This is a genomic window from Microbacterium sp. C-MGS6, from assembly GCF_058140415.1.
Window position 1 is genome coordinate 1,863,593 of the sequence record NZ_CM176934.1, and the last position, 20,607, is coordinate 1,884,199.

Below are 20,607 nucleotides of genomic sequence, written 5' to 3' on the forward strand. Positions count from 1 at the left end.
CGTGAGCCCGTCCCGCAAGCCCGCCGTCGTGCGGGGCTTCGCGACCTCGTCGCTCGCGATCTTCGTGGCTCTCGCAGGTCATGTGAGCGGCGGCGGAGAGATGCCGGGCCCCTTGGGCATCCTCGTGCCCTGGCTGTTCGCCTTCATGGTGAGCGTGCTGCTCGCCGGACGGAAGCTCTCCCTCACCCGACTCGCCCTCTCGGTGGCTGTGAGCCAGTTCCTCTTCCACGTGCTCTTCGTGCTCGGCACGGTCACTCCGTCCGGCGTGGCGATCCGGCACGTGCACGGCGCACCGCTCGTGCTTCCCGCAGCCGAGGGCGCTGCGGTCGTCGCGACCGCGGACGCCGCGATGTGGCTCGGGCACGCCCTCGCCGCCCTCCTCACGGTGACGGCGCTCCACCGCGGCGAGCGGCTGCTCCTCACCGTGCGTGATCTCGCCGTCCGATTGATCCGCTGGGTGCGTCGGCGTGCGGACGTGACGCTCGCCCCGCGCTCCGCCACCTCTCCGTGTCGCCTGGCCGGGGTCTTCCTCGTCCGGACGGCCCATGATCTTCGGCTCCTCACCCCGCTTCTCGGGCGCGCACCGCCCTCTCTTCCCGCGCTCTGATCCGCGCCCACGGCTTCGCGCCGTGCGGTGCGTCCTCGCGCTGTCCCGGTGACGCGCGTCCGAACGCAGGTACCCACGTCGCTCGGCGACGTCTGAAGAGAGGCTCTTCCATGTCCCCTGTCCGCAGATTCGCGGCCGGGGCGGTGCTGGCGGCTGTCGCGATCCTCGCGACGGCAGCGCCGGCGACCGCCCATGACCAACTCCTCGAGAGCGACCCCGGCGACGGTGAGCATCTCGATGCTGCGCCCTCGAGCGTCACCATGACGTTCTCGGGCGAGCTCCTCGTCCTCGACGAGTCGACCGCCGGGGCCGTCGTCCTCGTCGTCGACGCGGAGGGCGAGGACTGGGCGACCGGCGAGGTGGAGGTGCGCGGCCGGAATGTCACGGCCGCTCTCAGGACGGACATGCCGGACGGCGGGTACCAGGTGCGTTGGCAGGTCGTCTCCGAGGACGGGCACCCGATCGCGGGGGTCATCCCCTTCGCCGTCGGAGACGCCGTCCCGCTGGAGTCGACACAGAGCCCGGAGCCGACCTCCTCCGCCCCGGACGACTCGTCGACCGCATCGGATCAGAACGCAGACGAGACGGGCGACCCGATCCGGGTCCTGCTCGTCGGCGGGGCGGGCGCGGCACTCGCCGTCGCTGCTTTCGCCCTCCTCCTCAATCTCCGCCGCCGCCGCGCGGCCGCCGTGCCGCCGGAATCCGGCGACGACACGGCAGAGAACTCCTGAAAGGCATCATCATGAACACTCGCACTTCTCTTCCCCGCCTCGGCGCGGCGATCGTCCTCTCGCTCGTCGCGCTCACCGGGTGCACCGCGCCCACAGCCGAGACGCCGACCAGCGCCCCCGCCGGTGAGGTCCTCCGGATCGACGACGCCTGGGTCAAGTCGGCCGATGACGGCATGTCCGCGGGCTTCGGCGTACTCGTCAACGAGGGCGCGGCGGACGTGACGGTGACGTCGGTCACCTCCGCCGCCTCGCCGATGATCGAACTGCACGAGACCGTGGAGAACGAGGCCGGGGAGATGGTCATGCGGGAGATCGCCGGGGGCTTCGTCGTCCCCGCCGGCGGCACCCTCGCCCTCGAGCCCGGGGGGAATCACATCATGATGATGGACCTCTCCGAGCCTCTGAAAGCCGGTGACGAGGTCGCGTTCACCGTCACCCTGTCGGACGACTCCACGTTCGAGTTCGCCGCGCCGGTGAAGGACTACTCCGGCGCGAACGAGAACTACGACGGCGCCGACGACCACGAGGGCATGGACCACTGATGTCCGCGCGCGTCTCGGGCGCCCGCGCCGGCCGCACCGGCTCGACTCGGCGGCAGTTCCTCCTCGGAGGGGCTGTCGCCGGTGTCGGGGCCGCCGTCGCGGTCGGGGCGGATGTCGCCCTCACGCGAGCGGACACGGAGGCTCCCGCGGCCCCCGCACCGCTCAACGGCTCCCTCACCGTCCCGTTCCACGGCGTCCATCAAGCCGGGATCGACACCGCGGCGCAGGCGCACGGCTCGTTCGTGGCGCTCGATCTGCGCCCGGAGGTCGACCGCGACGCGCTCCGCCGGCTCCTGCGGATCCTCACGGACGATGCGGCGAGGCTCACCCAGGGACGGTCGGCGCTCGCGGACTCGGAGCCGGAGCTCGCCGTCGCCCCGGCCCGGTTGACGATCACATTCGGCTTCGGTCCGGCACTCGTGGCACGGGCTGGCGGCAGCACCCCCTCGTGGCTCGCGCCGCTTCCCGCCTTCCGGGTGGACCGCCTGCAGCCGGAGTTCTCGGACGGAGACCTGCTCCTCCAGATCGCAGCTGACGACCCCCTGACCGTCGCACACGCGCAGCGCATGCTCCTGAAGGACGCGCGCGGCTTCGCGACCGTCCGGTGGATCCAGCAGGGCTTCCGCCGCGCACACGGCACCGAGCGACCGGGGACGACCATGCGCAATCTCTTCGGACAGGTCGACGGCACGAGCAACCCGCAGCCGGGGACCGACGACTTCGAGCGCGTGGTCTGGAGTGATGACGGCTGGCTGGCCGGCGGCACGGGCATGGTCCTGCGCCGCATCCGCATGGACCTCGACGCCTGGGACCGCCTGGATCGCGGGGGCCGCGAGGCCTCCGTCGGGAGGACCCTGCGCGAGGGCGCGCCGCTCACGGGGACGTCGGAGTTCGACGAGCCGGACTTCGACGCGACGACGGCCATCGGGTTCCCCGTCATCCCGGCGTTCGCGCACATCCGGCGCGCTCGCGGAGACGGGACGGAGCGCATCTTCCGACGGGCGTATAACTACGACGAGCGCCCGGCCGGAGACGGCGTGTCCGAATCCGGGCTGCTCTTCGCCGCGTTCCAGGCCGACGTCGCGCGGCAGTTCGTCCCGATGCAGCAGCGGCTCGACGAGCTCGACCTGCTCAACGAGTGGACGGTCCCGATCGGATCCGCCGTGTTCGCCGTCCCTCCGGGATGTGCGGAGGGCGGCTACATCGGGGAGACGCTCCTCGACTGAGGCCGAGGAGTCAGTGGGGTCCGCGTCGCCGCGCGGCGGCGACGGCGGGCCCCACGCCATCCAGGACGGGTTCTCCGTGGCCCGTCAGGACGACCCGCGCGCTCGTCCGTGCCAGGGTATCCAGCGACTCCATCGCCTCCGCGGTATCGGCGGTGGCCGCCCTGGCGACGATCTGCGGACCGGTCTCGCCGGTGTACGGGTCGAGCGTCACGAGGGCGTCGCCGGCGATGAGCACCCCGGACTCCTCGAACAGGTACGCGCAGTGCCCTTCCGTGTGCCCCGGAGTCCACAGGGCGATCGGGGTCCCGGGGGCGTCGATCGGATGCTCGTGCGTCACGCGAGGCTGCGCGTCGACGCCGCGGACGTTGAGCGCTCCGGCAAGAGCCATCCGGGTGATGGTGGGGATCCCCCGCGGATGGGTGAGCACGTAGGGGACGCGAGGTGAGGCCGGACGGTAGCTGTAGGGGTGACGGGCCAGTTGTGCGTCGCGAGGGTGGACGAACACCGAGACCCCCTCCTCGTGGAGCCCGCGCGCGACACCGACGTGGTCGAAGTGCCCGTGCGTCAGGACGACCGCATCGATGTCGGTCTCCTTCGCCCCGAGGTGGCCGAGCAGGTCGCGCAGCACGCCCCTGCTGCGCGGCAGTCCCGCGTCAAACAGCGTGAGCCCGTCCGCGGTCTGCACGAGGTAGCAGTTCACGTCCGCCACACTGATGCCGAAGAAGCCGGGAACCACCTCCGTCCACTGCCGCCCTCTGCTCATTCCCGGTCCTCCTCGTCGTCGGCGGGTCCGCGCCCCGCATCGAAATTGCGCTCGTATCGTTCCCTGGCCTCGAGCAGGACGTGTTCGCCGATGACGGCGATGGGCTCCACCTCTCGCAGCAGCGGCTCGCAGTCGGGCCCCCGACCGCAGTGCTCGCCACGGAGGATCCAGGCGATGCGCTGCGGATCCTTCTCGGCGAGGTGCCGGTACTGACAGAGCTGGCGCGCGAGCCAGTCCTCCAGCGGACGCGTCCACCAGCGTTCGGCGTCCAGCGGGTTCACGGAGAGACCGGGCAGCTCGAGGCCGCTCTCCGTGTCGACGCTGGAACGTCGAGCATCCGCATCCGGGCCCTCGGAGTAACGTACGTGCAGACCGCGGCATGCACGGACGACGGCGGCCAGTTGCGCCAGATGGTCGATGCGTCGCAATCCGGTCGCGGCGTCGCGATCGGATGTCGAGGCGAGGCCGCAGGTGCGGTCCAGAGCGGCATCGGTCATGGCCTGAGCGTACGAAGCGGTCCCCTCCTGCCGAGGGGGATTGACAATCCGCGGTTCTCGCCCACGTCGCAGCGGCGTCCGGGAACGGGCGCATGAAGTTACCGCGTGACTCCTGATGCGTCAATGCCCTCTCAGCGCGCGCACAGGAAGTCCTACGGTCGGGCAACCGCACCACACCCTGGAGGGGATCATGAGCGACACCACCCGCACCACCCGCTACGCCGGCACACCGATCCAGAAGACGGCGCTGATCATCGGCATCGTCTTCCTCATCGTGGGCATCGCCGGTTTCATCCCGGGCGTCACCCACTCGGCCGAGCACCTGCACGGCGCCGGAGCAGCGTCCGAGGCCCTGCTCCTCGGCGTGTTCCAGGTGTCCGTGCTGCACAACGTCGTGCACCTGCTGTTCGCGGTCGCGGGCATCGCGCTCGCCGCGTCGCCGCGCGCGTCCCGTCTCTACCTCATCATCGGCGGGCTCGCGTACCTCGTCGTCTGGCTGTACGGCCTCATCGCGGTCGGCAACGAGCAGCTGAACTTCCTGCCGGTGAACAACGCCGACAACTGGCTCCACCTCGGTCTCGCGATCGGCATGGTGCTGCTGGGCATCTTCGTCAGTCGAGAGCCGCGCGTCCCGCAGAACGGCGCGGGCACGGCGCGCGTCTGACCTCACCCCACCCGGTCGGGACGTCCCCTCCTCGCATGACGGAGGGGGCGTCCCGTCTGTCGCGTCCGGCGTGGAGCCGGAGTGCGAGCGGTGTCCGCGGCCCGGTCACCCGTCCACGGGTTGCACGGCGTTCCCCCAGACCCAGCAGCGGTACGTGCGGTCACCGGCACGGAACTCGATGCCCGCTGCGAGCGGGGTGGAGCGGACGACCTTCGCCTCCACGCGGATCGCCTCCGGACCGAACCGCACCCACGCCCGCACCCGCCGCTGGAGCGCGTGCGGATAGACGGTGACGGCGGACTCCCGCAAGGCGAGCTCGCGATCGGACAGGGACTGCAGGGGGCCCCGGCGCGCGGCGGCCTCGATGGCCTGATGCTGCGACCGCATGTCGTTGTACGCAGAGAGCGCACGACCCGAGTTCCCCACACCGGCTCCTTCCTCCGGCCCCGTCCAGGATATCGATATTCGAACACATCTTCGAACTCGATGTCGACGGCATCGACACGCAGATTCGCACCGAGGTCGCGGAGCTCCGCGATCGGACTGCGACCTCGCGCGGAATCTGCGACCCCGCGCGCAGGGAGGAGAGCTGGGGGCAACAAAAAACCCCCGGCGAACCGGGGGTTTCAGGTGGTGCGCGATACTGGGATCGAAACAGTATGCGCGACACTGGGCCAACCCCTGCCATCTCGCGGTTTATCCGCAATATGGTGCGGATGCGGCTGAGCCGTGTTAAGGTCACTGGGACGCACGAAGACGCACAGCCACGCACTAGATATTGCCCGTTGTTGCCCAGGGAGGACCGTATGGCCAGCAGAAGACGAAAGAGGCGCGAATCCTTCGGCGCCATCAGGCTGCGCTCCTCTGGCCGCTATCAGGCCTCTTATGTCGGCCCGGACGGTCGGCGTCACAACGCACCGCAGACATTTGACGGGATCACCGACGCGCGCGGGTGGCTAGCCGTTCAGCAGGCGCGGATACTCGATGGAACATGGTCCGAGTTTGAAACGGTGCGCGCAGAACAGGCAGGCAAGGGCCGCGGCACTTCATTTGCTGAGTATGCCGAGGATTGGGTTGCTACCCGCACCAATCGGAACGGTGAACACCTGCGCCCGCGGACTGCCGCTGAGTACCGCCGGCTCCTTGCAGGCGCCCTCTCCCCCTTCGCAGGCTCACGCCTTTCCGCAATCACTCCCGACCAGGTGCGCGCCTGGTACTCCTCGCTCATAGCGTCCGGAACGAAGACTCAGGCCGCGCGAGCGTACGAGCTCCTCAAAGCGGTCCTCACCACGGCCGTTGCCGATGGCCGGATCAAGACGAACCCGTGTCAGATACGCGGTGCTGCGTCTGCGTCGACGGGGAAGAAAGTCGAGCCGCCTACGGCCTCCGAACTGCAAACCATCGTGGACGCGATCACACCAAAGTTCTGTGCCGCTGTCGTCCTCGCCGCGTGGGCTGGGCTGCGCTACGGCGAACTCACGGAGCTCAGGCGGCGTGACATCGAGTTAATCGACACAGGCGAGGGAGCCCGCTCGATCGTCGTCAATGTGTCGCGTGCAGTTGCCCACGTCCCCGGCCAAGGGTTCGTGGTTGGGCGCACTAAATCGGAAGCCGGCGTGCGGACCATCGTCCTTCCACCACACGTCAACGAGATCGTCGAGTCCCACTTGGATGAACACGTTGGACGGTCTGCCGACAGCCTCCTGTTCCCATCCGCGGACGGCAGCGGACACCTCGCCCAGTCAGCCTTCTACAAGCACTGGGACCCTGCTCGCAAAGCAGCCGGCAGAGGTGACATGCCCTGGCACGCACTGCGGCACTACGGAGCAACCAGAGCGGCCCTCGCAGGCGCCACCCTCAAGGAACTGCAGGCGCGTCTCGGGCACTCCACCGTGGCGGCCGCGATGCGCTACCAGCACACTGCAGGCAGGGACGAAGAACTCGCGCGGCGCATGAGCGAACTCGCGTAAGTCGTGGCGGCACCCGTCGCCATACGAAGAGCCCTCGTCGAGTTGCAGCTCGACGAGGGCAAGGTCAAACAACTGGAGTCGCAATGACCAATGCAACTGTATCCGCAATTACGGACACCTCACAGTGCCCCGTCTTCCGCTGGTGCGAACTCGATCACACCGACCCGGACATTATCGAGCACGCAGCCAACGCCCACGAGAGGCACCTGACCATCACGGCCGGGGATGTGAGCGAGACCTTCCTACTGGAAGCTGTGAACGGGCGGCCACGGATTGAGTGCGTGTTCGACGGCGCGGAGATCTGGATCGAACCCGGTGAGGCCACCAACACGTTCCAGAACATCGCAGTGGTGTTCGCCAGGGCAGCCGCCGAGTATGAGCAGTTCGCCAAGGCCCTCTCGACGCGCCTCACGCGACCCCACAGCGTCACTGCCGAGCTCGCCGATCGGGACGTCTGATGGCGGTGCACGAGCAGTTCCACGCTCTCGAAAGAGCAGGTCTATCGGCTAGGGCAATTGCAGGCATCTGCGGCGTTTCCAGCCGAACGGTCGTACGGTGGCGGCACTCAACAGGGTTGACCCACTGCCCACCGGCCTCTCCCCTACCGCAGGACAAGCTGGCGGCGGCGCTACGGCTCCTCGAGGACGGGGCCTCTATCAGCGAGGCTGCGCGATCCATAGGCTGCTCCAACAAGACGCTCTCGAGGCGCTGGCCGCAGTACGCGTGGAGCCAGACGCAGGCTGGAAAGTTCGCGGCTATGGTCCGACGCGTCGAGCGCGGGTGGCGAGAGGACATAGCTAATGCCTGCTAAGAGACCACGTTCCCGAGTTGACGACCACATCGTCGCCATCATCCGAGAGGCGATGCGAGAGAAGCACATGCTTCAGAAAGACCTCGCCTGCGCAGCCGGGATGTCTCAAGCGCAAGTGAGCGTTCGATTGAGACCAACGGGGCCGTCCATCCCGATCGACCAAGTGGTCCGCATGTGTGGCGCACTCGGCCTAGACGTCTCCTCGGTTTTCAATCAAGCGGAACAACGCGCCAGGTCGTCCTGTCCAACGACAGGCGTGACCGAACCCGACGAGGACGAGCAGACGCGAGCGGTGGGACGGCGGATCGCCGCGTCTCTCTGGGTGGGCTGCGACGATCCTGACTTCATCGTGCTCGCCATCGACCAGAACATGTTCCGAGATGACAACCGCTTCTGGACTCCCAACCGCAAACAGCTCGCGCTCATGTGGGCACTCCACGACCTCGCCTACACGATCGGCCGCCGCTACCCAATCCGCGACCCATTCATTCTCAAGCCGGTGATCGAGCCTTCCGAGATCGTCCCCTAGGACGCATTGCTCGACCGCAGTCCTGCTATCCACACTTTGTCCACAAAGTTGTCCACAATCCGCTTTTCAACGAATTTCGACGCGCGAAAGTCCTCGTGATCCCCGGAAATACGCGGTTCTCCGGGATTACGGCAGGGCAGGCGTCGTCGCCAACGCAGCCAATTTCACGTTTTTGCACGCGAACGTCGGGGGCGCTTGCTCAAATAGATATGCGGCCTCGTGCCGTGCAGTACAGAGAAGAGCTTCGTGACACAAGCGCGCCCGCTCAACAGGTCAGAGCGTTGAGCGGGCGCTACCACGAAGACGCGCGGAAGTGTCGAGGTGGGTGCCAACAGGCTACCCGCCCCGACTTCAGACCAGGGAATCGAGGTTGGAAATGTCGCACACCGAGTGGAGAAGCATCGCCGAGGTAGCGGGCGATATGGGCGTAAGCACTGACACCGTAAGGCGCCGCATCACTGACGGAACAATTCGGGCCGTGAAGTTCGGCCCTAGGCTCATCCGGATTGATATGGCCAGCGTCGAAGGGTGGACCCGACCGCTGACCAGGGACGTGGCGTGACCATCGGTCCCGTTGAAAGGCTCCTCCGATACTCCTACGCCGGACAACCCGTCGTCGTACCGCCCGCAAAGATGACAAAGATCATCCGCAAGGCGCTCCGATCGATCGGCTTCGCCCGCACGGTCCAGCTGATCGATGCACTGCGGCGGGGAGCGATCAGCCAACAGCAATTGCGCGTCCTAACGCACACGGGCATCCCGGATCCCACGGGCGAGCTAGCGGCCCAACGGGTCGACTTCATGCGCGCATTGCATTGAGCGCTCCCATCGCAAGAACGAGCACACAATCTGGCACTACTCCACCAACACGACGCAACAGACGGCGCCCCTCATCCCGGCCGAAGAGGGGCGCCTTCTGCTTCAACTGAACATCACCCCGCGAAAGGGGCCACATGAGACGCAACACAAAGGAGACCGCGTTCCAGAGACGCATGAAGGAGTTCCACGAAGCACGCCAGCGGATCGCGGCGAGCCGGCAGCGGGCGAAAGGGGATGGCGCGTGGCAAAGACAGACGGGTTCGTCCGACTCCCCAACTGGTTGATCGATGACGCTGACCTCTCCGCGCACGAGTTGATCGTGTACATAGTTCTGCTCAGGTTCCGGAACCAGAAGACCGGAAAGTGCTACCCAGGCATGTCAACGATCGCAGACTGTGCCCGCATCTCTCGCCGATCGGTCATGCGGGCGATCGATGGCCTCGAGCAGCGCCAGATGATCAAAGTCGAGCGTAGGAGCACGATCAAGGACAACAAGCCGAACATCTACACAGTCGCGCTTGCGAACGAAGCGCCTGACCGGATCTGGGAGACGAGCGCAAGGGGACGAAGAATCCCTAAGCGTGTCACTAGTGACTCCGAGTCACTAGTTGAAGCCGTTATCGATCAGACCAGTGACTCCGAGTCACCGGCCAGTGACAAAACAGGTCTTAGACCAGTGACTCCGAGTCACCCAAACAAGACCTACAAGAACCAGATCCAAGAACAAGCTGTAACACCCGCATTCGCTGAAAGCGGGTCCGACCGATTCACATTCGACGAAGAACAGGACAACGGAGCAACCGAGAAGCAGGTGGCGTACCTGAAAGACCTCGCCATCCACCTCAACTACGCAACAGGCGGAGGCATCCCGAACGAACTGCAACTACAACGGTGGCGCAAGCTCACCAGGGACGAAGCAGACCAGCGAATCCGCGGATACCTCAAAGAGCTCGGCCGTCCGGACGACATCTACTACCCACAAGCCGGAGACCCAGAGTTCTTCGCACTCACCGACGCCGGCAAAGCCTTCGCAGAGTCAGCAGGTCAACCCGACGCAGTCTTCGAGTACGGATTCGGCATGAAGGAGAACTCCGCATGAACCGACCAGAGGCGTCCGGACCGCAACTCAAAGAAGGGAGAACACCGATGGGCGCAGCAGCCCCGAAGCCACTCAACTTCCGAGCACTAAGCAACGCCTGGGACGACCCACTCGCATTCGCCCGCGAACTGAGCCGGTATTACTCACAACTCGAAGCCTCGGGCCACAGGCAACCGACGCGCGACTGGACCACCGCGCTTCGAAAGGAGAAACCAATGAACACGGACGAGGACACCCCCACAATCGGGCTCAGAGACGCAGCCGGCCTCACCACGACCGATCCAGGGCTCTACGAGCCCGAGGGCATGAAGCGAGCCGCCGAAGGACTTTACGTCCCCCAGGACGAGACATGACCCGCTTCTACTCGGCACCACACAGATACCAACAGAACATCAACGACGGCCACGAAGCAGCGGTCACCCCGGCCGTCCTCCAAAACCCGACCGGCGCAACCGAACCAGGGATCGCGATCATCGTCGGCCGGTTACCGAAACTCGTGATCCCTACATCGGACGCAATCCGCATCGCAACAGACATCGCGGATGCTGCAACCAATCAGAACAACTAAGGAGACACCATGGCACTCGACCAGTTCAGCACCGAAATCAACACCCTCCGCGAAGCCGCCAGCACACAGATCCGCACCTTCCAGAACGACCGCGAAGCCGTCAAGACGAACCCCAACCTCAGCGCAACCGGCAAGCAGCAGGTACTCGACGAGTCCCGGGCAAACGTCAAGGCCGAGCTCGCAAAGCTCAGCCAGCAGGAAGAGGCCGCCATCGCGAAGAAGCTCGACTCTCTAGAGCAGTCCCTTCACACCCGCCTCGGAGACAGCGGTGCAGACCTCATCGCAATCCGCGACGCCGAGGAACGGGCCGACAACCTCGACGAGCAGCGCGATGCCGTACGTGCGATCAAGCGCGCCATCCGCTCCAACGACCGCCCGCTGGCCTACGCCGTCATCCGACGAGCCAACGAGATGGGCTGGACGGAAGCGATCGACACAGCCGCAGAGGCATACCCCGCGGCAGGGGAAGCCCTCCGCGATATCCGGGACCTCACCCGATTCCGGGACGACATCAGCCAGGTCCTCTCCCGGCAGATGTCCTACTACATCAGCGACCTGTGACCGGCACCGTACACATCGGGGAACACAGCTACACACTCCCCGACGACGAAGCCCGGGAACTGGGCGAGGCGGCGATACGGACCGCGACGGGTCGAGGCGGGTGGCTGTCACCCGACGACAACACCCTCATCGCAATCACACCGGGCACACCGATCAGCATCACCATCACAGGTGAGTTCACTGCCGACAACGTGCCCAACGCGAAACCGAAGCACATCCTCAATCGAGGTCACCAGCCGCGCCAAGCACGCGTCTGGTGAGCGAAAGAGGTGGCCAGGAGATGGGACCCTGGCCACCTCCCCCTCCCCCTCCGTCAGCGGCCCTCCCGAAGGTATAGGGCCGTTCTCTCCCCGAACGCCCAAACAATGGGCCTCTTTCGGGGGTCAAGTTGTAGTGAAAGAAGGTGTTGTTTATGGCTGGTATGCCGAGAGGCCTGGATGGCCCGGGCCGGAAGTTGTGGAAGTCGATCGATGAGCAATTCGATCTCGCTGAGCATGAGCGGACGCAGCTTGAGCAAGCATGTCGCGTGCGAGACACGATCGAGGTTCTTCGCGCTCGGGTTGCGACGGATGGGGTGATGATCAAGTCCTCTCAGGGTGATCGGCTTCATCCGGCGATCGTCGAGGTGCGTCAGCAGCAACTTGCTCTTGCGCGACTGTTGGCGACGCTCAAGGTTCCGGGTCTTGAGGAGGACGACCTGCCGGCGTCGCGGCCGGTGAGAGGCGTGTATCCGCTTCGGAACGCATCGTGAGGCGTAAGAGCGCGCCGCATTCCAGAATGGGGGTGACCGCGGATGAGGAGGAAGAGACTCGCTGATCGAGATCCGTCAATTGCGGAGTTGCTCGGTCCGGAGGGCCTGATGGCATCACGACCGGATGACCCCTCAATGCCTTACCCGCTTCGTGCGGCGGCATACCGAAGGTGGATGGATAAGCGTGCCGAGTGGGTTGCGCGGCGGGAACGGTATGCGCTCGAGCATGGCTGGCCGGGTGGCGACTACGCACGTCACCTGGAGGAGAACGAGGCTCACCCCGTGCCGGATGCGCCGTTCGACCCTGACTGGGAGATGCTGCACGGCGGCCTCTGAGATTTTCCGTGTGTGAAAAGGCCCTATACCTCTGGGGGGGCCGTGAAGGGGGCGGGAGGGACTCCCCGCCCCGCGAGTTTTGATGAGAAGGAGTTGGAGCGATGAATCCTTGGGAGATCGTTAGTTGGATCGGCGCGATTGCGGTGTCGATTGTGATCATCGGGCTGTTGGTCGTGTTCGTGAAGGGCGTGGTGAAGCCGTCGTCGCCGGAGCATCCGGTTGATCGGATGGCGCGGCGGCTTGGGGGTGACTCGCGTGGATGATCTGGATCTGGCGCGGCGGGTGTCGGCGATGGTGATCCTGGCGGAGCCGTCTGAGCGGGAGTCGGTTCTGCAGAGGGAGATACCCTTGGACCGGTTTGCTCGTGTGCTTGCCCTGCTGCCGGGGGTGATGGCAGCGACGGTCGATTCGGTCGTTGCGCGGGATAAGCGGCACCGGCTGGCTGTCCAAGGTGTCCTGCGTACGTTTTTGCAGGAAACGAAGCAGTAGCGGCGCTTGAGCCGGACAGGGCGTCTCGACCTCATTGGTCGGGGCGCCCTTCGTAATTCAACAGGGGATGTCGCCTACCTCTCTGCGTGGCCTTCGGGCTGTTTGGAGGTGCCGTAGTGGCACAGGAAATCGGTGTGGCCTATGTGAGCTTGCTCCCTTCTGGGACGGGCTTTTCGAAGGCGGTGGACAAGGAGGCACAGCAGTCGTTTTCGGCCGCTGAGAAGCGTTCTACGGGCTTCTTCGCGTCTTTGCGGAGCGGTGTGGGGAGGATCGTCGGCGGTGTGGGGTTGCTTGCCGGCACGGTCGGGGCGATCGCGCTGGGTGGGGGCATCTCGCGTGCTCTCAACATCGAGGACGCGACCGCGAAGCTTAAGGGTCTGGGGCATGACACGAAGGCCGTTGAGGCGATCATGCAGGACGCTCTTGCTTCGGTGAAGGGCACGGCGTTTGGTTTGGATGCTGCGGCGACGACTGCGGCTTCTGCGGTTGCTGCGGGTATTAAGCCGGGTCAGGAGTTGGAGCGGTATCTGCGGTTGACGGCGGATGCGGCGACGATTGCTGGCACGTCGATGGGTGAGATGGGCGACATCATCAATCAGGTGACCTCTAAGGGTTACGCGGGGATGGAGAACCTGAATCGGTTGACGGAGCGGGGTATCCCGATCATGCAGTGGCTCCAGAAGGAGTATGGGGTCACTGCGGATGAGCTTCAGAAGATGGTGTCTCGGGGTGAGGTTGACGCGGCCACGTTCCGTAAGGCGATCGAGGACAACATCGGTGGCGCGGCTCTCGAGTCAGGGAACACGACGCGCGGGTCGCTCGCCAACCTTGGCGCCGCGCTGAGCCGACTCGGGGAGGCGTTCGCTGGCCCTGCTCTGGGGCTCGCTAGGGACTTCTTCGGTGAGCTGACGACGATCGCGGATGGGATCACCGCTCGGGTGCAGCCGGTCGTGGAGAAGTTGCAGTGGACGCTGGATGGGATCGACTTCCAGTTCTCCGATTCGGTGCTGAACACTCTTGATCGCATGGTGTCGGGGTTCTCGGAGCTCAAGGGCACCTTCTCTGGAATGGAGGGGCTCACACCGGTCTTCACGGCGCTGGCCGGCGCGATGGCTCCGATGGTGGCCGCTCTACCGATCATCGGCCGGTTCCTTCCGGTGGTCTCTGGACCCGTGGGCGCCGTGATCGGTTTGATCGCTGGCCTTGTGATCGAATCCGACGCCTTGCAGTCTTCGCTTCTCGGGCTCGGTGAGACGTTCAAGCCTCTCGGCGCTGTGCTGCAAGAGTTGGGGACAACGGTCGGGCCAGTGGTGGCGGATTTGCTCGCGCGCCTCGGTGACCAACTCGCTGAGGTGGTGCCGCTGCTCGCCGACGTCCTGGTGGACGCGATCTCTCAACTGGCCCCGCCGCTGGTAGAGCTGCTGGTGGCGTTGCTTCCGCTCCTGCCCCCGTTGATCGAACTGGCCGTGGACATTCTGCCGATCCTTACGCAGGCGCTTCAGATGCTCATCCCGGTTCTTGTGCCGTTGATTCAGGGGTTGGCGGAGTTGACGGCGTTTGTGGTGAATCTGCTGTTGTTCTTGAATGGCAACACAACCATGGACGAGTGGGGCCGTCAGATTGAGGGCACCCAGGGGCCGATCATCGATATGGCGCGTGGGATCAATGAGTGGTTGGCGCCGGCGTTGAACTTCTTGATGGGGTTGGTGTCGCAGGTGGCGTCTACCTGGAATGCTGCGTGGTCGCGGGTTACGTCGTTCTTCAGTTCGGCGGCGACGAACATCAGCGGGACTGCGACGCGCATCTGGTCGACGCTTACCTCCTCTTTCAGTAGTGGTGTGAGCCGAGTCGTGACGATCTTTACTGCCCTGCCGCGTCACATTCAGAATCTGTTTGCGGGTGCTGGTTCGTGGCTAGTTAGTTCGGGTCGCGCCTTGTTGCAGGGGTTCATTGACGGTATCCGTTCGATGATCCGCAATGTCGGTGACGCGATCGGTGGCGTGTTGAGTTGGGCGCAGGGGTTCTTTCCGCATTCGCCCGCTCTTCGTGGCCCGTTCTCGGGTCAGGGTTGGGCTGCCGTTTTCGATGGTGGCCAGTCGTTGATGGAACAGTTCGCGTTTGGTGCTGAGTCGTTCCGTCCGCAGTTGTCGTTCTCGAACCTTGTCGGGCTGACGGGTGCGGCGGCATCTGTCGTCGCTAGTGGCCCTTCGGAGTTGATTGTTCGTGATGTGAACGACCAGCTTGTGGGTCGCATGGGTGTTGAAGCGGATGCGCGGATCGGCCGCTACGACCAGATCTCAAAGGCGTGGTCACGGGCTGGCGCCCGCTGGTAGCCCCACCTATTCAGGGCCCGTGTCAGATGTCGGTGACGCGGGCCGCTGAAGGACCATCGCCAAAGAGGCCTCCGCCTGTGTTCCCGCTCAGCTGGAGGCCTCTTCCGCAGCTACCAGTTCACTAGCAGGGCTCGTCTGCGAGCTGCTCGTATTCCTCGTATCCGAGCTCATCGTCCAGCGCGTGCTCCGCCTCGAGCGCGAGTTCCGACTGTCGACTCATGACTTCCCCATTTCTTCAGTTATGCCCGACCCCAGTGACCGAGGGTTGAAGTCTAGGGCCTCCTGGCCTAGCGAGATGGGGCACCCGCCTTTCAGGGGTCCCCGAGGCGCCGATCGTAACCACTACGGTTGCGCGCATGGACGTCAGCTTCTTCATGATCTATATGGGCGCCCTCGCTTCGTTTCTCGCGATCGGTGCGATGGTGACCCACCTCCTGCTCAGTAAGGAGATCCTGCCCGCAGGACCAATGCTCGAAGCTGCGCAATGGACCCTAGTGGTCCTTTCGCTCGTCGCCGCGATCGTATCGATCGTTGACACTATGGTTTGCCGCGGTCGGTCCAGCCGGAGACCCAGTTGGTCCGTCCGTGAGCGGGATCGTCCTTTTCGTCGTGCTGACGGTGCCAGGCATGGCCCCGATAGTCCTCGCCACCGTGGCATACGACGCGCACAAGGAACGCAAGAAGGAAGCTCGCTCCAACGGCTAGCGATGACTGCGCTCGAGGCCCTGGATACGCAGATCCAACGCTGCGATGATTCGGGCTTGTGCCTCCGCAAGGGCTAGAAGAGTGTCAACGATGTCGGACATGTTCGCGTTCTCCGGGTCCGCGTGCCACTGGATAGCAAGGGCCTGCACCTGATCAGACGTCGCAAGCAACCATCGATTCGCGGAGTCGGGCAGATTCGGGTCGTCGAGTTCCACGCTCAAAACCGTAACCCTGAAAGAGCACTGGAGTGAATGAAGGCCTTAGACGACACCCGGCAAGTGCTCAACCGCTCCCGTGTTGGCGGGCTCCGGCACGAGGTACAAGCCGGTGGGAGCGTTGGCAGTGAAGGCAAGAGCGTCGACCCATGCGCGGTTGATAGCAGGCTGACGGCTCCCCGAATACTTGAAAACAAGCGACGAACCAGCGTGGACCCACACGGTCGTGCGGCCGCCCCCGATGCTCGAGTCGTCCTTCCAGGTGAACGCAAACGGCTCACCACGTCGGAGTTTAGCCGTCATGACAAGTTGGAGGTGGGTGAGTGCGCGATCCTCGATATCGGTCTTTGGTCCGCCGTCGTAAATGAACTTGCCCATCACAGGTTCCTATCGCTCGTGCTTTTAACTACGATCCCATCTAGCAGCACGGACGGACACCCCACTTTCGTCTACCTCCCCCCGCAGAATGGCAATAGGTAGCGGGAGATCAGAGCCAGTTGTCTCCCGGATAGTCGTCGTACCAGTCTTGAGCGGCACCGGTCTCAGAACCGGGGGCCTCCCCAACAGCGTGTTCGACACTGACCACGACCCTCGTATAACGGGTGACGAGCACGCTCAGCGTCTCGAACCGTGAAGCGAAGGTCACGAACCCGGGCTCCCCGTGCGAGGCCGACTCGATGCGACCCATCAGATCACCGACGTCGCAGTCCTCCGCCAAGATGAACGTCTCCCCGTCGATGCTGATTCGTGTGGTGGGGGTCATGACAATCTTGTGCATCGTTTGTAGCCGGCTCATCGGGACACGCACGCGTGTGCTCCGCTCAGACTACGCAGGACTCGCCCCGTGTCAGGGGGCATTGCGCATCGGCCTCATGTGTGAGACCGACATGCGTAGACCGTCGACCCGTAGAGTGAACCCATGGGAACGATCCAGTACGGCGACAGCAGTGAGATCCACATCGAAGACCGAGCTCTCGCGCACCTCAAGGTTGCGATCGCGACCAAGCTGCGCCGCAACGAGAGCTTCACCCTTTCCTGGAAGCACCCAGAGGGCGATGCCCCCGGTCGCTCCACGATCTGGCTTCACCCGTCCATCCCCCTGCGTTTCACGTTCGAGACACCCGAGAACCCGCAACTCAACGCGAAGTGGGTTCAGACGCTCATGATGGAAGCCAGCTCCTCCGGCGGTATCACCCTCGTCGACGAGGTCGTTGACACCCCCGTGGAAATCGATGCTTCCGCCCTGGCCGACCTCGGGGCAGAATAGGCGGCACCGGGGAGGGGAGCGCGCGCCCATCTTGCGGCGCAGCTCGCTCGGTTGATCCCCTTCCCGCCCGCCGCGGGGAGGGGATCGTCTCTTGTCACTCGACGCTGATGTAGAGCGGTAGCGCAGCAGCCTGACCATGCCCAAGAACCGCCGGCGTGGATGGGTCTGGAGCAGAGGGCACCGAAGTGCGGACGCAGCCGTCTCAGGATCAAGGCAGTGTCTTACGCAAAGCAGCTTCTGTCGCTACGGTGTGCCCATGAGTACCAGCGATTACACCCTGGATCAGATCCTTCAGGAGATGAAGAAGCAGACGAAACTCCTGCAGGAGCTGGTCAAGAAGACTGGAGACGTGGAGAGTGCCGTCTGGGACACCGCGCCGGAGTAGCCAGCCGACGGCTCTTCGCAACGTGTGCCCCGTAGCGACAGAAGCATGGGGCGGAGCGGTTATTGCCTCGAGCGCAGTCAGACCGGCATACTGGCTCCGATCCCTTCTCCGCCTCCCCGCGGAGGAGGGATCACTCATGAACGGGAAGAGTAGTGGAGCGGTACCTGTCACGCGCCGAGTTCGCCGAACGCATCGGTGTCCTCACGAGCACACTCTCTCGCTACAAGCTCCCCGAACCAGACGCCATGATCGGCAGCACCCGCGGGTGGACCGCAGAGACGGTCGACGCATGGAACGCCGCACGACCAGGGAAGGGCGTCAGGCCGGGACAGAAGCCGTCAGTATGATGTGACGAAACCCAAGAGTCACATAGGAGCTTCACAACGATGCGATACGTCCTGCGCCCAGTAACAGTAGCCTCACTCGCGTCGATCGCATCAGACTGGGAAGCAATCAGCGGCGCTGAAGAGTTCCAGATTGAGCTCGCATCAGCGTTCGAGTTTGCCCGTACGCATCTTGATGAGGTGTTGGATCTCTACGACACGAAGGAAGGGCGAACAGACGCACTAGTGGAGATCGTTCGCAGTGATCGCGCGAGCATGTCGAAGCTTCTGAAGCTCTGGGTGAGTCCCGAGTTCTGGCAGATCTCTAGTGACGAACTGCGGGATCGTCTAGTCGAGCTCCACGCTAGCTCCTTCGCACTCGTGATCGATCACGGCATGAACAACAACATGGATACGGTGAAGCTCTACGGTCGCACAGATGCGATGATGGATGTATTGCGAACTTTGTCAGCTGTTTGGGATACTCTCGGAACAACCGGATGGAGTTCACGGCTTGATGGCCGCTGGCTGGCCATCACAAAAGACTAGGAAACGTAGCCATGAAGCATGAGCAGCTTGAGACGATCCTTGACGCCTTCGTTGGCGCGTTCGATCAGCTTTCCAACGAACAGCTCCACGAACTGACGATGGCCTCTTATGTGGAGGCTCGTCACGCCCTGCAGGCGCCCGTCGCGGCCTGACCGCCCACCAACTTCCACCAAAAGCCCCCGCTTGACGGGGGCTTTTGCGTGTCACGGGTGCGGCAATAAGGTTGCCCTGGCGGCGGCCCGGTCTTCTGTAGTCGACGCTGAGAGAGCGGGCAAGACGCCACGAGCCACCGCAGTTCACCTCGGCACCGGGATAGGCGTGAATCCGGCCTGTGGCGAGCCGATCTGGAGCTTCACAAGTTGCTCCCCCTCGCGGAAGGCATTCCAGGTGCGGAACAGGTAGAAGAGCGCCTGACCCGGAACGATCCGGCGCGACGCTCCGGCTTGCAGATCGTTCGAAACCCGGCGCGAGAGGGTGAGGAAGGGGTCTCCCGGGCCGTGCTGAATACCGTCACGGATGCGATTGAAGAACTCGGCCGTGTCGTCGACGTCGAGCTTGGAGAACTCGAGGAACGCGACTCCGAGGGCGCTGACGGGCAAGCGGAGGTAGCGGTACATGCCGCGTGCGTGTCGGGCAGCGAACTCGATGTCCGGGATCGCGAGCACGGCTTCCGCGAGCTCCGACTTGGTGATGCCCGTGCTGCCGCCCAGGTTGGATGCTGCGTGCTTCACGTCGCCGGCCTGATAGGCCGAGTAGAGACGAGCGATCGCCCCGACATCCTTCGCATCCGCTCGATCTGCAAGGCCCGTGATGACGAGCATGTCCCCCGCGTTCCGCGACGAACCAGAGTCCAGCACGACGAGGGCATCCTCGCTGATACCCCGCACCACGAGCACCCATGCCCCCTTGCCCGCTGCGACGATCGCCTGACACCGGTTCTGGCCGTCCACCAGCCGCCCTAAGGCGTCAAACTTGATCGCTTCCCCTGTGATGACCCAGCGGTCGCTCTGGATGTCTCGTGTAGCCGTTGATGCGGCTCTTGCGGACGTTGCGGTTGTTGTCGATGTTCAGCGCGAGCCAGCTCACCGCGAGCTCTGGCGTCACGAACACGTACTCGGCTGTTTCACCGCTCGGACCGTGAGCAACGGTCGGTGCTTCGTTCTTCATGGTCTGCCCCTGTCTCGGCGGAGCATCGTCTGTCTCCGCCGTCGAGACACAGTTGTAACCAAGAAGTTTTCGGGCCGCACTATTGCCGGATCATGTTGCCCAGATGTTGCCCGCGGGTGCCAGGGCAACAAAAAACCCCCGGAAAACCGGGGGTTTCATGGTGCGCGATACTGGGATCGAACCAGTGACCTCTTCCGTGTCAGGGAAGCGCGCTACCGCTGCGCCAATCGCGCCCGTTGGGGCTATTCAGTTTTCCCGTGAGGTGGCGACGGGATTCGAACCCGTGTAAACGGCTTTGCAGGCCGGTGCCTAGCCGCTCGGCCACGCCACCGTGTGGATTGACCCCACGTGCCGCCGATCTTCGAGAAGATCTACTGCACTCGAGCGGATGACGAGACTCGAACTCGCGACCCCAACCTTGGCAAGGTTGTGCGCTACCAACTGCGCTACATCCGCATTTCGTTCCCGGTTGTCCCGGGCACTTATGAAACATTAGCCGATGATCGGCGCTCCGCCAAACCCGCAGCGAATCTCGCGCGTGTCTCCCGGACTGGTCATCGGAGCGCCTGACGGTCGGGTAGTATCGGTTGACGTACCCCACGGGTATGGGCGATTGGCGCAGTTGGTAGCGCGCTTCCTTCACACGGAAGAGGTCATCGGTTCGAGTCCGGTATCGCCCACCGAATCCCCTCCGAAGGCC

The 20,607-nt window shown here is 64.4% G+C and carries 33 protein-coding genes and 4 tRNA genes; 26 read left to right on the forward strand and 11 right to left on the reverse strand.

Features of this window, described 5'->3' with window-relative positions:
- Nucleotide 1 precedes the first annotated feature (1 nt).
- The 4 genes from AC3B5L_RS08975 to AC3B5L_RS08990 all read left to right on the forward strand — a co-directional run bounded on the left by AC3B5L_RS08975 (nucleotide 2) and on the right by AC3B5L_RS08990 (nucleotide 3,106).
- Nucleotides 2–607 carry a hypothetical protein gene (locus AC3B5L_RS08975; protein WP_259954525.1) on the forward strand — a complete coding sequence of 202 codons (606 nt, stop codon included), beginning with the start codon at nucleotides 2–4 and terminating at the stop codon, nucleotides 605–607.
- A 110-nt stretch (nucleotides 608–717) separates the two neighbouring features.
- Nucleotides 718–1,338 carry a copper resistance CopC family protein gene (locus AC3B5L_RS08980; RefSeq protein ID WP_490095650.1) on the forward strand — a complete coding sequence of 207 codons (621 nt, stop codon included), beginning with the start codon at nucleotides 718–720 and terminating at the stop codon, nucleotides 1,336–1,338.
- Nucleotides 1,339–1,349: 11 nt separating this feature from the next.
- On the forward strand, nucleotides 1,350–1,880 hold the full coding sequence (locus AC3B5L_RS08985) for a copper chaperone PCu(A)C (protein WP_259954529.1): 531 nt from the start codon (nucleotides 1,350–1,352) through the stop codon (nucleotides 1,878–1,880).
- Complete coding sequence (locus AC3B5L_RS08990) at nucleotides 1,880–3,106, forward strand: Dyp-type peroxidase (protein ID WP_259954530.1); 1,227 nt, start codon at nucleotides 1,880–1,882, stop codon at nucleotides 3,104–3,106. Before AC3B5L_RS08985 ends, AC3B5L_RS08990 begins: the two co-directional genes overlap by 1 nt.
- Before the next feature lie 10 nt (nucleotides 3,107–3,116).
- Here AC3B5L_RS08990 and AC3B5L_RS08995 read toward each other — a convergent pair whose 3' ends face one another.
- Both AC3B5L_RS08995 and AC3B5L_RS09000 read right to left on the reverse strand, forming a co-directional pair.
- Nucleotides 3,117–3,869, reverse strand: a complete 753-nt coding sequence (locus AC3B5L_RS08995; RefSeq protein ID WP_268776276.1) for an MBL fold metallo-hydrolase — start codon at nucleotides 3,867–3,869, stop codon at nucleotides 3,117–3,119.
- Nucleotides 3,866–4,366, reverse strand: a complete 501-nt coding sequence (locus AC3B5L_RS09000; protein ID WP_259963066.1) for a DUF6098 family protein — start codon at nucleotides 4,364–4,366, stop codon at nucleotides 3,866–3,868. The genes AC3B5L_RS08995 and AC3B5L_RS09000 overlap by 4 nt, the downstream gene beginning before the upstream one ends.
- 190 nt (nucleotides 4,367–4,556) lie before the next feature.
- Between AC3B5L_RS09000 and AC3B5L_RS09005 the strand changes: the two genes are divergently transcribed.
- A complete protein-coding gene (locus tag AC3B5L_RS09005; RefSeq protein WP_259963067.1) occupies nucleotides 4,557–5,030 on the forward strand; it encodes a DUF4383 domain-containing protein in 474 nt (157 codons plus the stop codon).
- 105 nt (nucleotides 5,031–5,135) lie between these two features.
- On the opposite strand, the gene AC3B5L_RS09010 is transcribed toward AC3B5L_RS09005, so the two are convergent.
- The gene (locus AC3B5L_RS09010; RefSeq protein WP_232089025.1) at nucleotides 5,136–5,456 is read right to left on the reverse strand and encodes a hypothetical protein; all 321 of its coding nucleotides are present in this window, start codon (nucleotides 5,454–5,456) and stop codon (nucleotides 5,136–5,138) included.
- Between the two features lie 380 nt (nucleotides 5,457–5,836).
- Between AC3B5L_RS09010 and AC3B5L_RS09015 the strand changes: the two genes are divergently transcribed.
- The 16 genes from AC3B5L_RS09015 (at nucleotide 5,837) to AC3B5L_RS09090 (ending at nucleotide 15,296) form a co-directional block, all read left to right on the forward strand.
- Complete coding sequence (locus AC3B5L_RS09015; RefSeq protein ID WP_490095651.1) at nucleotides 5,837–7,000, forward strand: tyrosine-type recombinase/integrase; 1,164 nt, start codon at nucleotides 5,837–5,839, stop codon at nucleotides 6,998–7,000.
- 83 nt (nucleotides 7,001–7,083) lie between these two features.
- Complete coding sequence (locus tag AC3B5L_RS09020; RefSeq protein WP_490095652.1) at nucleotides 7,084–7,458, forward strand: hypothetical protein; 375 nt, start codon at nucleotides 7,084–7,086, stop codon at nucleotides 7,456–7,458.
- Nucleotides 7,458–7,811 carry a helix-turn-helix domain-containing protein gene (locus AC3B5L_RS09025; RefSeq protein ID WP_222124356.1) on the forward strand — a complete coding sequence of 118 codons (354 nt, stop codon included), beginning with the start codon at nucleotides 7,458–7,460 and terminating at the stop codon, nucleotides 7,809–7,811. Before AC3B5L_RS09020 ends, AC3B5L_RS09025 begins: the two co-directional genes overlap by 1 nt.
- Before the next feature lie 256 nt (nucleotides 7,812–8,067).
- Complete coding sequence (locus tag AC3B5L_RS09030) at nucleotides 8,068–8,340, forward strand: hypothetical protein (RefSeq protein ID WP_144881124.1); 273 nt, start codon at nucleotides 8,068–8,070, stop codon at nucleotides 8,338–8,340.
- A gap of 376 nt (nucleotides 8,341–8,716) precedes the next feature.
- Nucleotides 8,717–8,902, forward strand: a complete 186-nt coding sequence (locus AC3B5L_RS09035; RefSeq protein ID WP_144881125.1) for a helix-turn-helix transcriptional regulator — start codon at nucleotides 8,717–8,719, stop codon at nucleotides 8,900–8,902.
- A 71-nt stretch (nucleotides 8,903–8,973) separates the two neighbouring features.
- Complete coding sequence (locus AC3B5L_RS09040) at nucleotides 8,974–9,159, forward strand: hypothetical protein (protein WP_144881126.1); 186 nt, start codon at nucleotides 8,974–8,976, stop codon at nucleotides 9,157–9,159.
- Nucleotides 9,160–9,400: 241 nt separating this feature from the next.
- The gene (locus AC3B5L_RS09045) at nucleotides 9,401–10,258 is read left to right on the forward strand and encodes a helix-turn-helix domain-containing protein (protein ID WP_313362622.1); all 858 of its coding nucleotides are present in this window, start codon (nucleotides 9,401–9,403) and stop codon (nucleotides 10,256–10,258) included.
- Nucleotides 10,255–10,611 (forward strand): hypothetical protein, encoded by a 357-nt coding sequence (locus AC3B5L_RS09050; RefSeq protein ID WP_490095653.1) that lies wholly within the window; start codon nucleotides 10,255–10,257, stop codon nucleotides 10,609–10,611. Before AC3B5L_RS09045 ends, AC3B5L_RS09050 begins: the two co-directional genes overlap by 4 nt.
- Nucleotides 10,608–10,826, forward strand: coding sequence for a hypothetical protein (locus AC3B5L_RS09055; RefSeq protein ID WP_371512425.1), 219 nt, complete (start codon nucleotides 10,608–10,610; stop codon nucleotides 10,824–10,826). Before AC3B5L_RS09050 ends, AC3B5L_RS09055 begins: the two co-directional genes overlap by 4 nt.
- Nucleotides 10,827–10,835: 9 nt before the next feature.
- Nucleotides 10,836–11,387, forward strand: a complete 552-nt coding sequence (locus tag AC3B5L_RS09060; protein ID WP_490095654.1) for a hypothetical protein — start codon at nucleotides 10,836–10,838, stop codon at nucleotides 11,385–11,387.
- A complete protein-coding gene (locus AC3B5L_RS09065; protein ID WP_490095655.1) occupies nucleotides 11,384–11,647 on the forward strand; it encodes a hypothetical protein in 264 nt (87 codons plus the stop codon). Before AC3B5L_RS09060 ends, AC3B5L_RS09065 begins: the two co-directional genes overlap by 4 nt.
- Before the next feature lie 152 nt (nucleotides 11,648–11,799).
- The gene (locus tag AC3B5L_RS09070) at nucleotides 11,800–12,138 is read left to right on the forward strand and encodes a terminase (protein WP_490095656.1); all 339 of its coding nucleotides are present in this window, start codon (nucleotides 11,800–11,802) and stop codon (nucleotides 12,136–12,138) included.
- A 174-nt stretch (nucleotides 12,139–12,312) separates the two neighbouring features.
- Nucleotides 12,313–12,474 carry a hypothetical protein gene (locus AC3B5L_RS09075; protein ID WP_490095657.1) on the forward strand — a complete coding sequence of 54 codons (162 nt, stop codon included), beginning with the start codon at nucleotides 12,313–12,315 and terminating at the stop codon, nucleotides 12,472–12,474.
- 101 nt (nucleotides 12,475–12,575) lie between these two features.
- Nucleotides 12,576–12,737 carry a hypothetical protein gene (locus AC3B5L_RS09080; protein WP_187662274.1) on the forward strand — a complete coding sequence of 54 codons (162 nt, stop codon included), beginning with the start codon at nucleotides 12,576–12,578 and terminating at the stop codon, nucleotides 12,735–12,737.
- On the forward strand, nucleotides 12,730–12,963 hold the full coding sequence (locus AC3B5L_RS09085) for a hypothetical protein (protein WP_490095658.1): 234 nt from the start codon (nucleotides 12,730–12,732) through the stop codon (nucleotides 12,961–12,963). Before AC3B5L_RS09080 ends, AC3B5L_RS09085 begins: the two co-directional genes overlap by 8 nt.
- Before the next feature lie 116 nt (nucleotides 12,964–13,079).
- Nucleotides 13,080–15,296 (forward strand): phage tail protein, encoded by a 2,217-nt coding sequence (locus tag AC3B5L_RS09090; RefSeq protein ID WP_490095659.1) that lies wholly within the window; start codon nucleotides 13,080–13,082, stop codon nucleotides 15,294–15,296.
- 701 nt (nucleotides 15,297–15,997) lie between these two features.
- Here AC3B5L_RS09090 and AC3B5L_RS09095 read toward each other — a convergent pair.
- The 3 genes from AC3B5L_RS09095 to AC3B5L_RS09105 form a co-directional block, all read right to left on the reverse strand.
- Entirely contained in the window at nucleotides 15,998–16,216 is a 219-nt protein-coding gene (locus AC3B5L_RS09095) for a hypothetical protein (protein ID WP_490095660.1), read from the reverse strand.
- Nucleotides 16,217–16,261: 45 nt separating this feature from the next.
- A complete protein-coding gene (locus AC3B5L_RS09100; RefSeq protein ID WP_336502439.1) occupies nucleotides 16,262–16,594 on the reverse strand; it encodes a DUF7882 family protein in 333 nt (110 codons plus the stop codon).
- A gap of 109 nt (nucleotides 16,595–16,703) precedes the next feature.
- A complete protein-coding gene (locus tag AC3B5L_RS09105) occupies nucleotides 16,704–16,979 on the reverse strand; it encodes a hypothetical protein (RefSeq protein WP_490095661.1) in 276 nt (91 codons plus the stop codon).
- A gap of 156 nt (nucleotides 16,980–17,135) precedes the next feature.
- Between AC3B5L_RS09105 and AC3B5L_RS09110 the strand changes: the two genes are divergently transcribed.
- The 4 genes from AC3B5L_RS09110 (at nucleotide 17,136) to AC3B5L_RS09125 (ending at nucleotide 18,892) form a co-directional block, all read left to right on the forward strand.
- A complete protein-coding gene (locus AC3B5L_RS09110) occupies nucleotides 17,136–17,483 on the forward strand; it encodes a DUF7882 family protein (protein ID WP_060922087.1) in 348 nt (115 codons plus the stop codon).
- Between the two features lie 256 nt (nucleotides 17,484–17,739).
- Nucleotides 17,740–17,868 carry a hypothetical protein gene (locus AC3B5L_RS09115; protein ID WP_490095662.1) on the forward strand — a complete coding sequence of 43 codons (129 nt, stop codon included), beginning with the start codon at nucleotides 17,740–17,742 and terminating at the stop codon, nucleotides 17,866–17,868.
- Between the two features lie 386 nt (nucleotides 17,869–18,254).
- On the forward strand, nucleotides 18,255–18,740 hold the full coding sequence (locus AC3B5L_RS09120; RefSeq protein ID WP_490095663.1) for a hypothetical protein: 486 nt from the start codon (nucleotides 18,255–18,257) through the stop codon (nucleotides 18,738–18,740).
- Between the two features lie 11 nt (nucleotides 18,741–18,751).
- On the forward strand, nucleotides 18,752–18,892 hold the full coding sequence (locus tag AC3B5L_RS09125) for a hypothetical protein (RefSeq protein ID WP_490095664.1): 141 nt from the start codon (nucleotides 18,752–18,754) through the stop codon (nucleotides 18,890–18,892).
- Between the two features lie 144 nt (nucleotides 18,893–19,036).
- Here the strand turns inward: AC3B5L_RS09125 and AC3B5L_RS09130 are convergent, their stop codons facing one another.
- From AC3B5L_RS09130 to AC3B5L_RS09150, 5 genes are all read right to left on the reverse strand, one after another.
- Nucleotides 19,037–19,690, reverse strand: coding sequence for a hypothetical protein (locus tag AC3B5L_RS09130; protein WP_490095665.1), 654 nt, complete (start codon nucleotides 19,688–19,690; stop codon nucleotides 19,037–19,039).
- A gap of 16 nt (nucleotides 19,691–19,706) precedes the next feature.
- Complete coding sequence (locus AC3B5L_RS09135) at nucleotides 19,707–19,907, reverse strand: hypothetical protein (RefSeq protein ID WP_490095666.1); 201 nt, start codon at nucleotides 19,905–19,907, stop codon at nucleotides 19,707–19,709.
- 158 nt (nucleotides 19,908–20,065) lie between these two features.
- Nucleotides 20,066–20,140: transfer RNA gene (locus AC3B5L_RS09140), tRNA-Val, on the reverse strand.
- Nucleotides 20,141–20,167: 27 nt separating this feature from the next.
- Nucleotides 20,168–20,238: transfer RNA gene (locus AC3B5L_RS09145), tRNA-Cys, on the reverse strand.
- Between the two features lie 52 nt (nucleotides 20,239–20,290).
- A tRNA-Gly gene (locus tag AC3B5L_RS09150) sits at nucleotides 20,291–20,363 on the reverse strand.
- Between the two features lie 151 nt (nucleotides 20,364–20,514).
- Between AC3B5L_RS09150 and AC3B5L_RS09155 the strand changes: the two genes are divergently transcribed.
- Nucleotides 20,515–20,587, forward strand: a tRNA-Val gene (locus AC3B5L_RS09155).
- The last annotated feature ends 20 nt before the right edge of the window (nucleotides 20,588–20,607 follow it).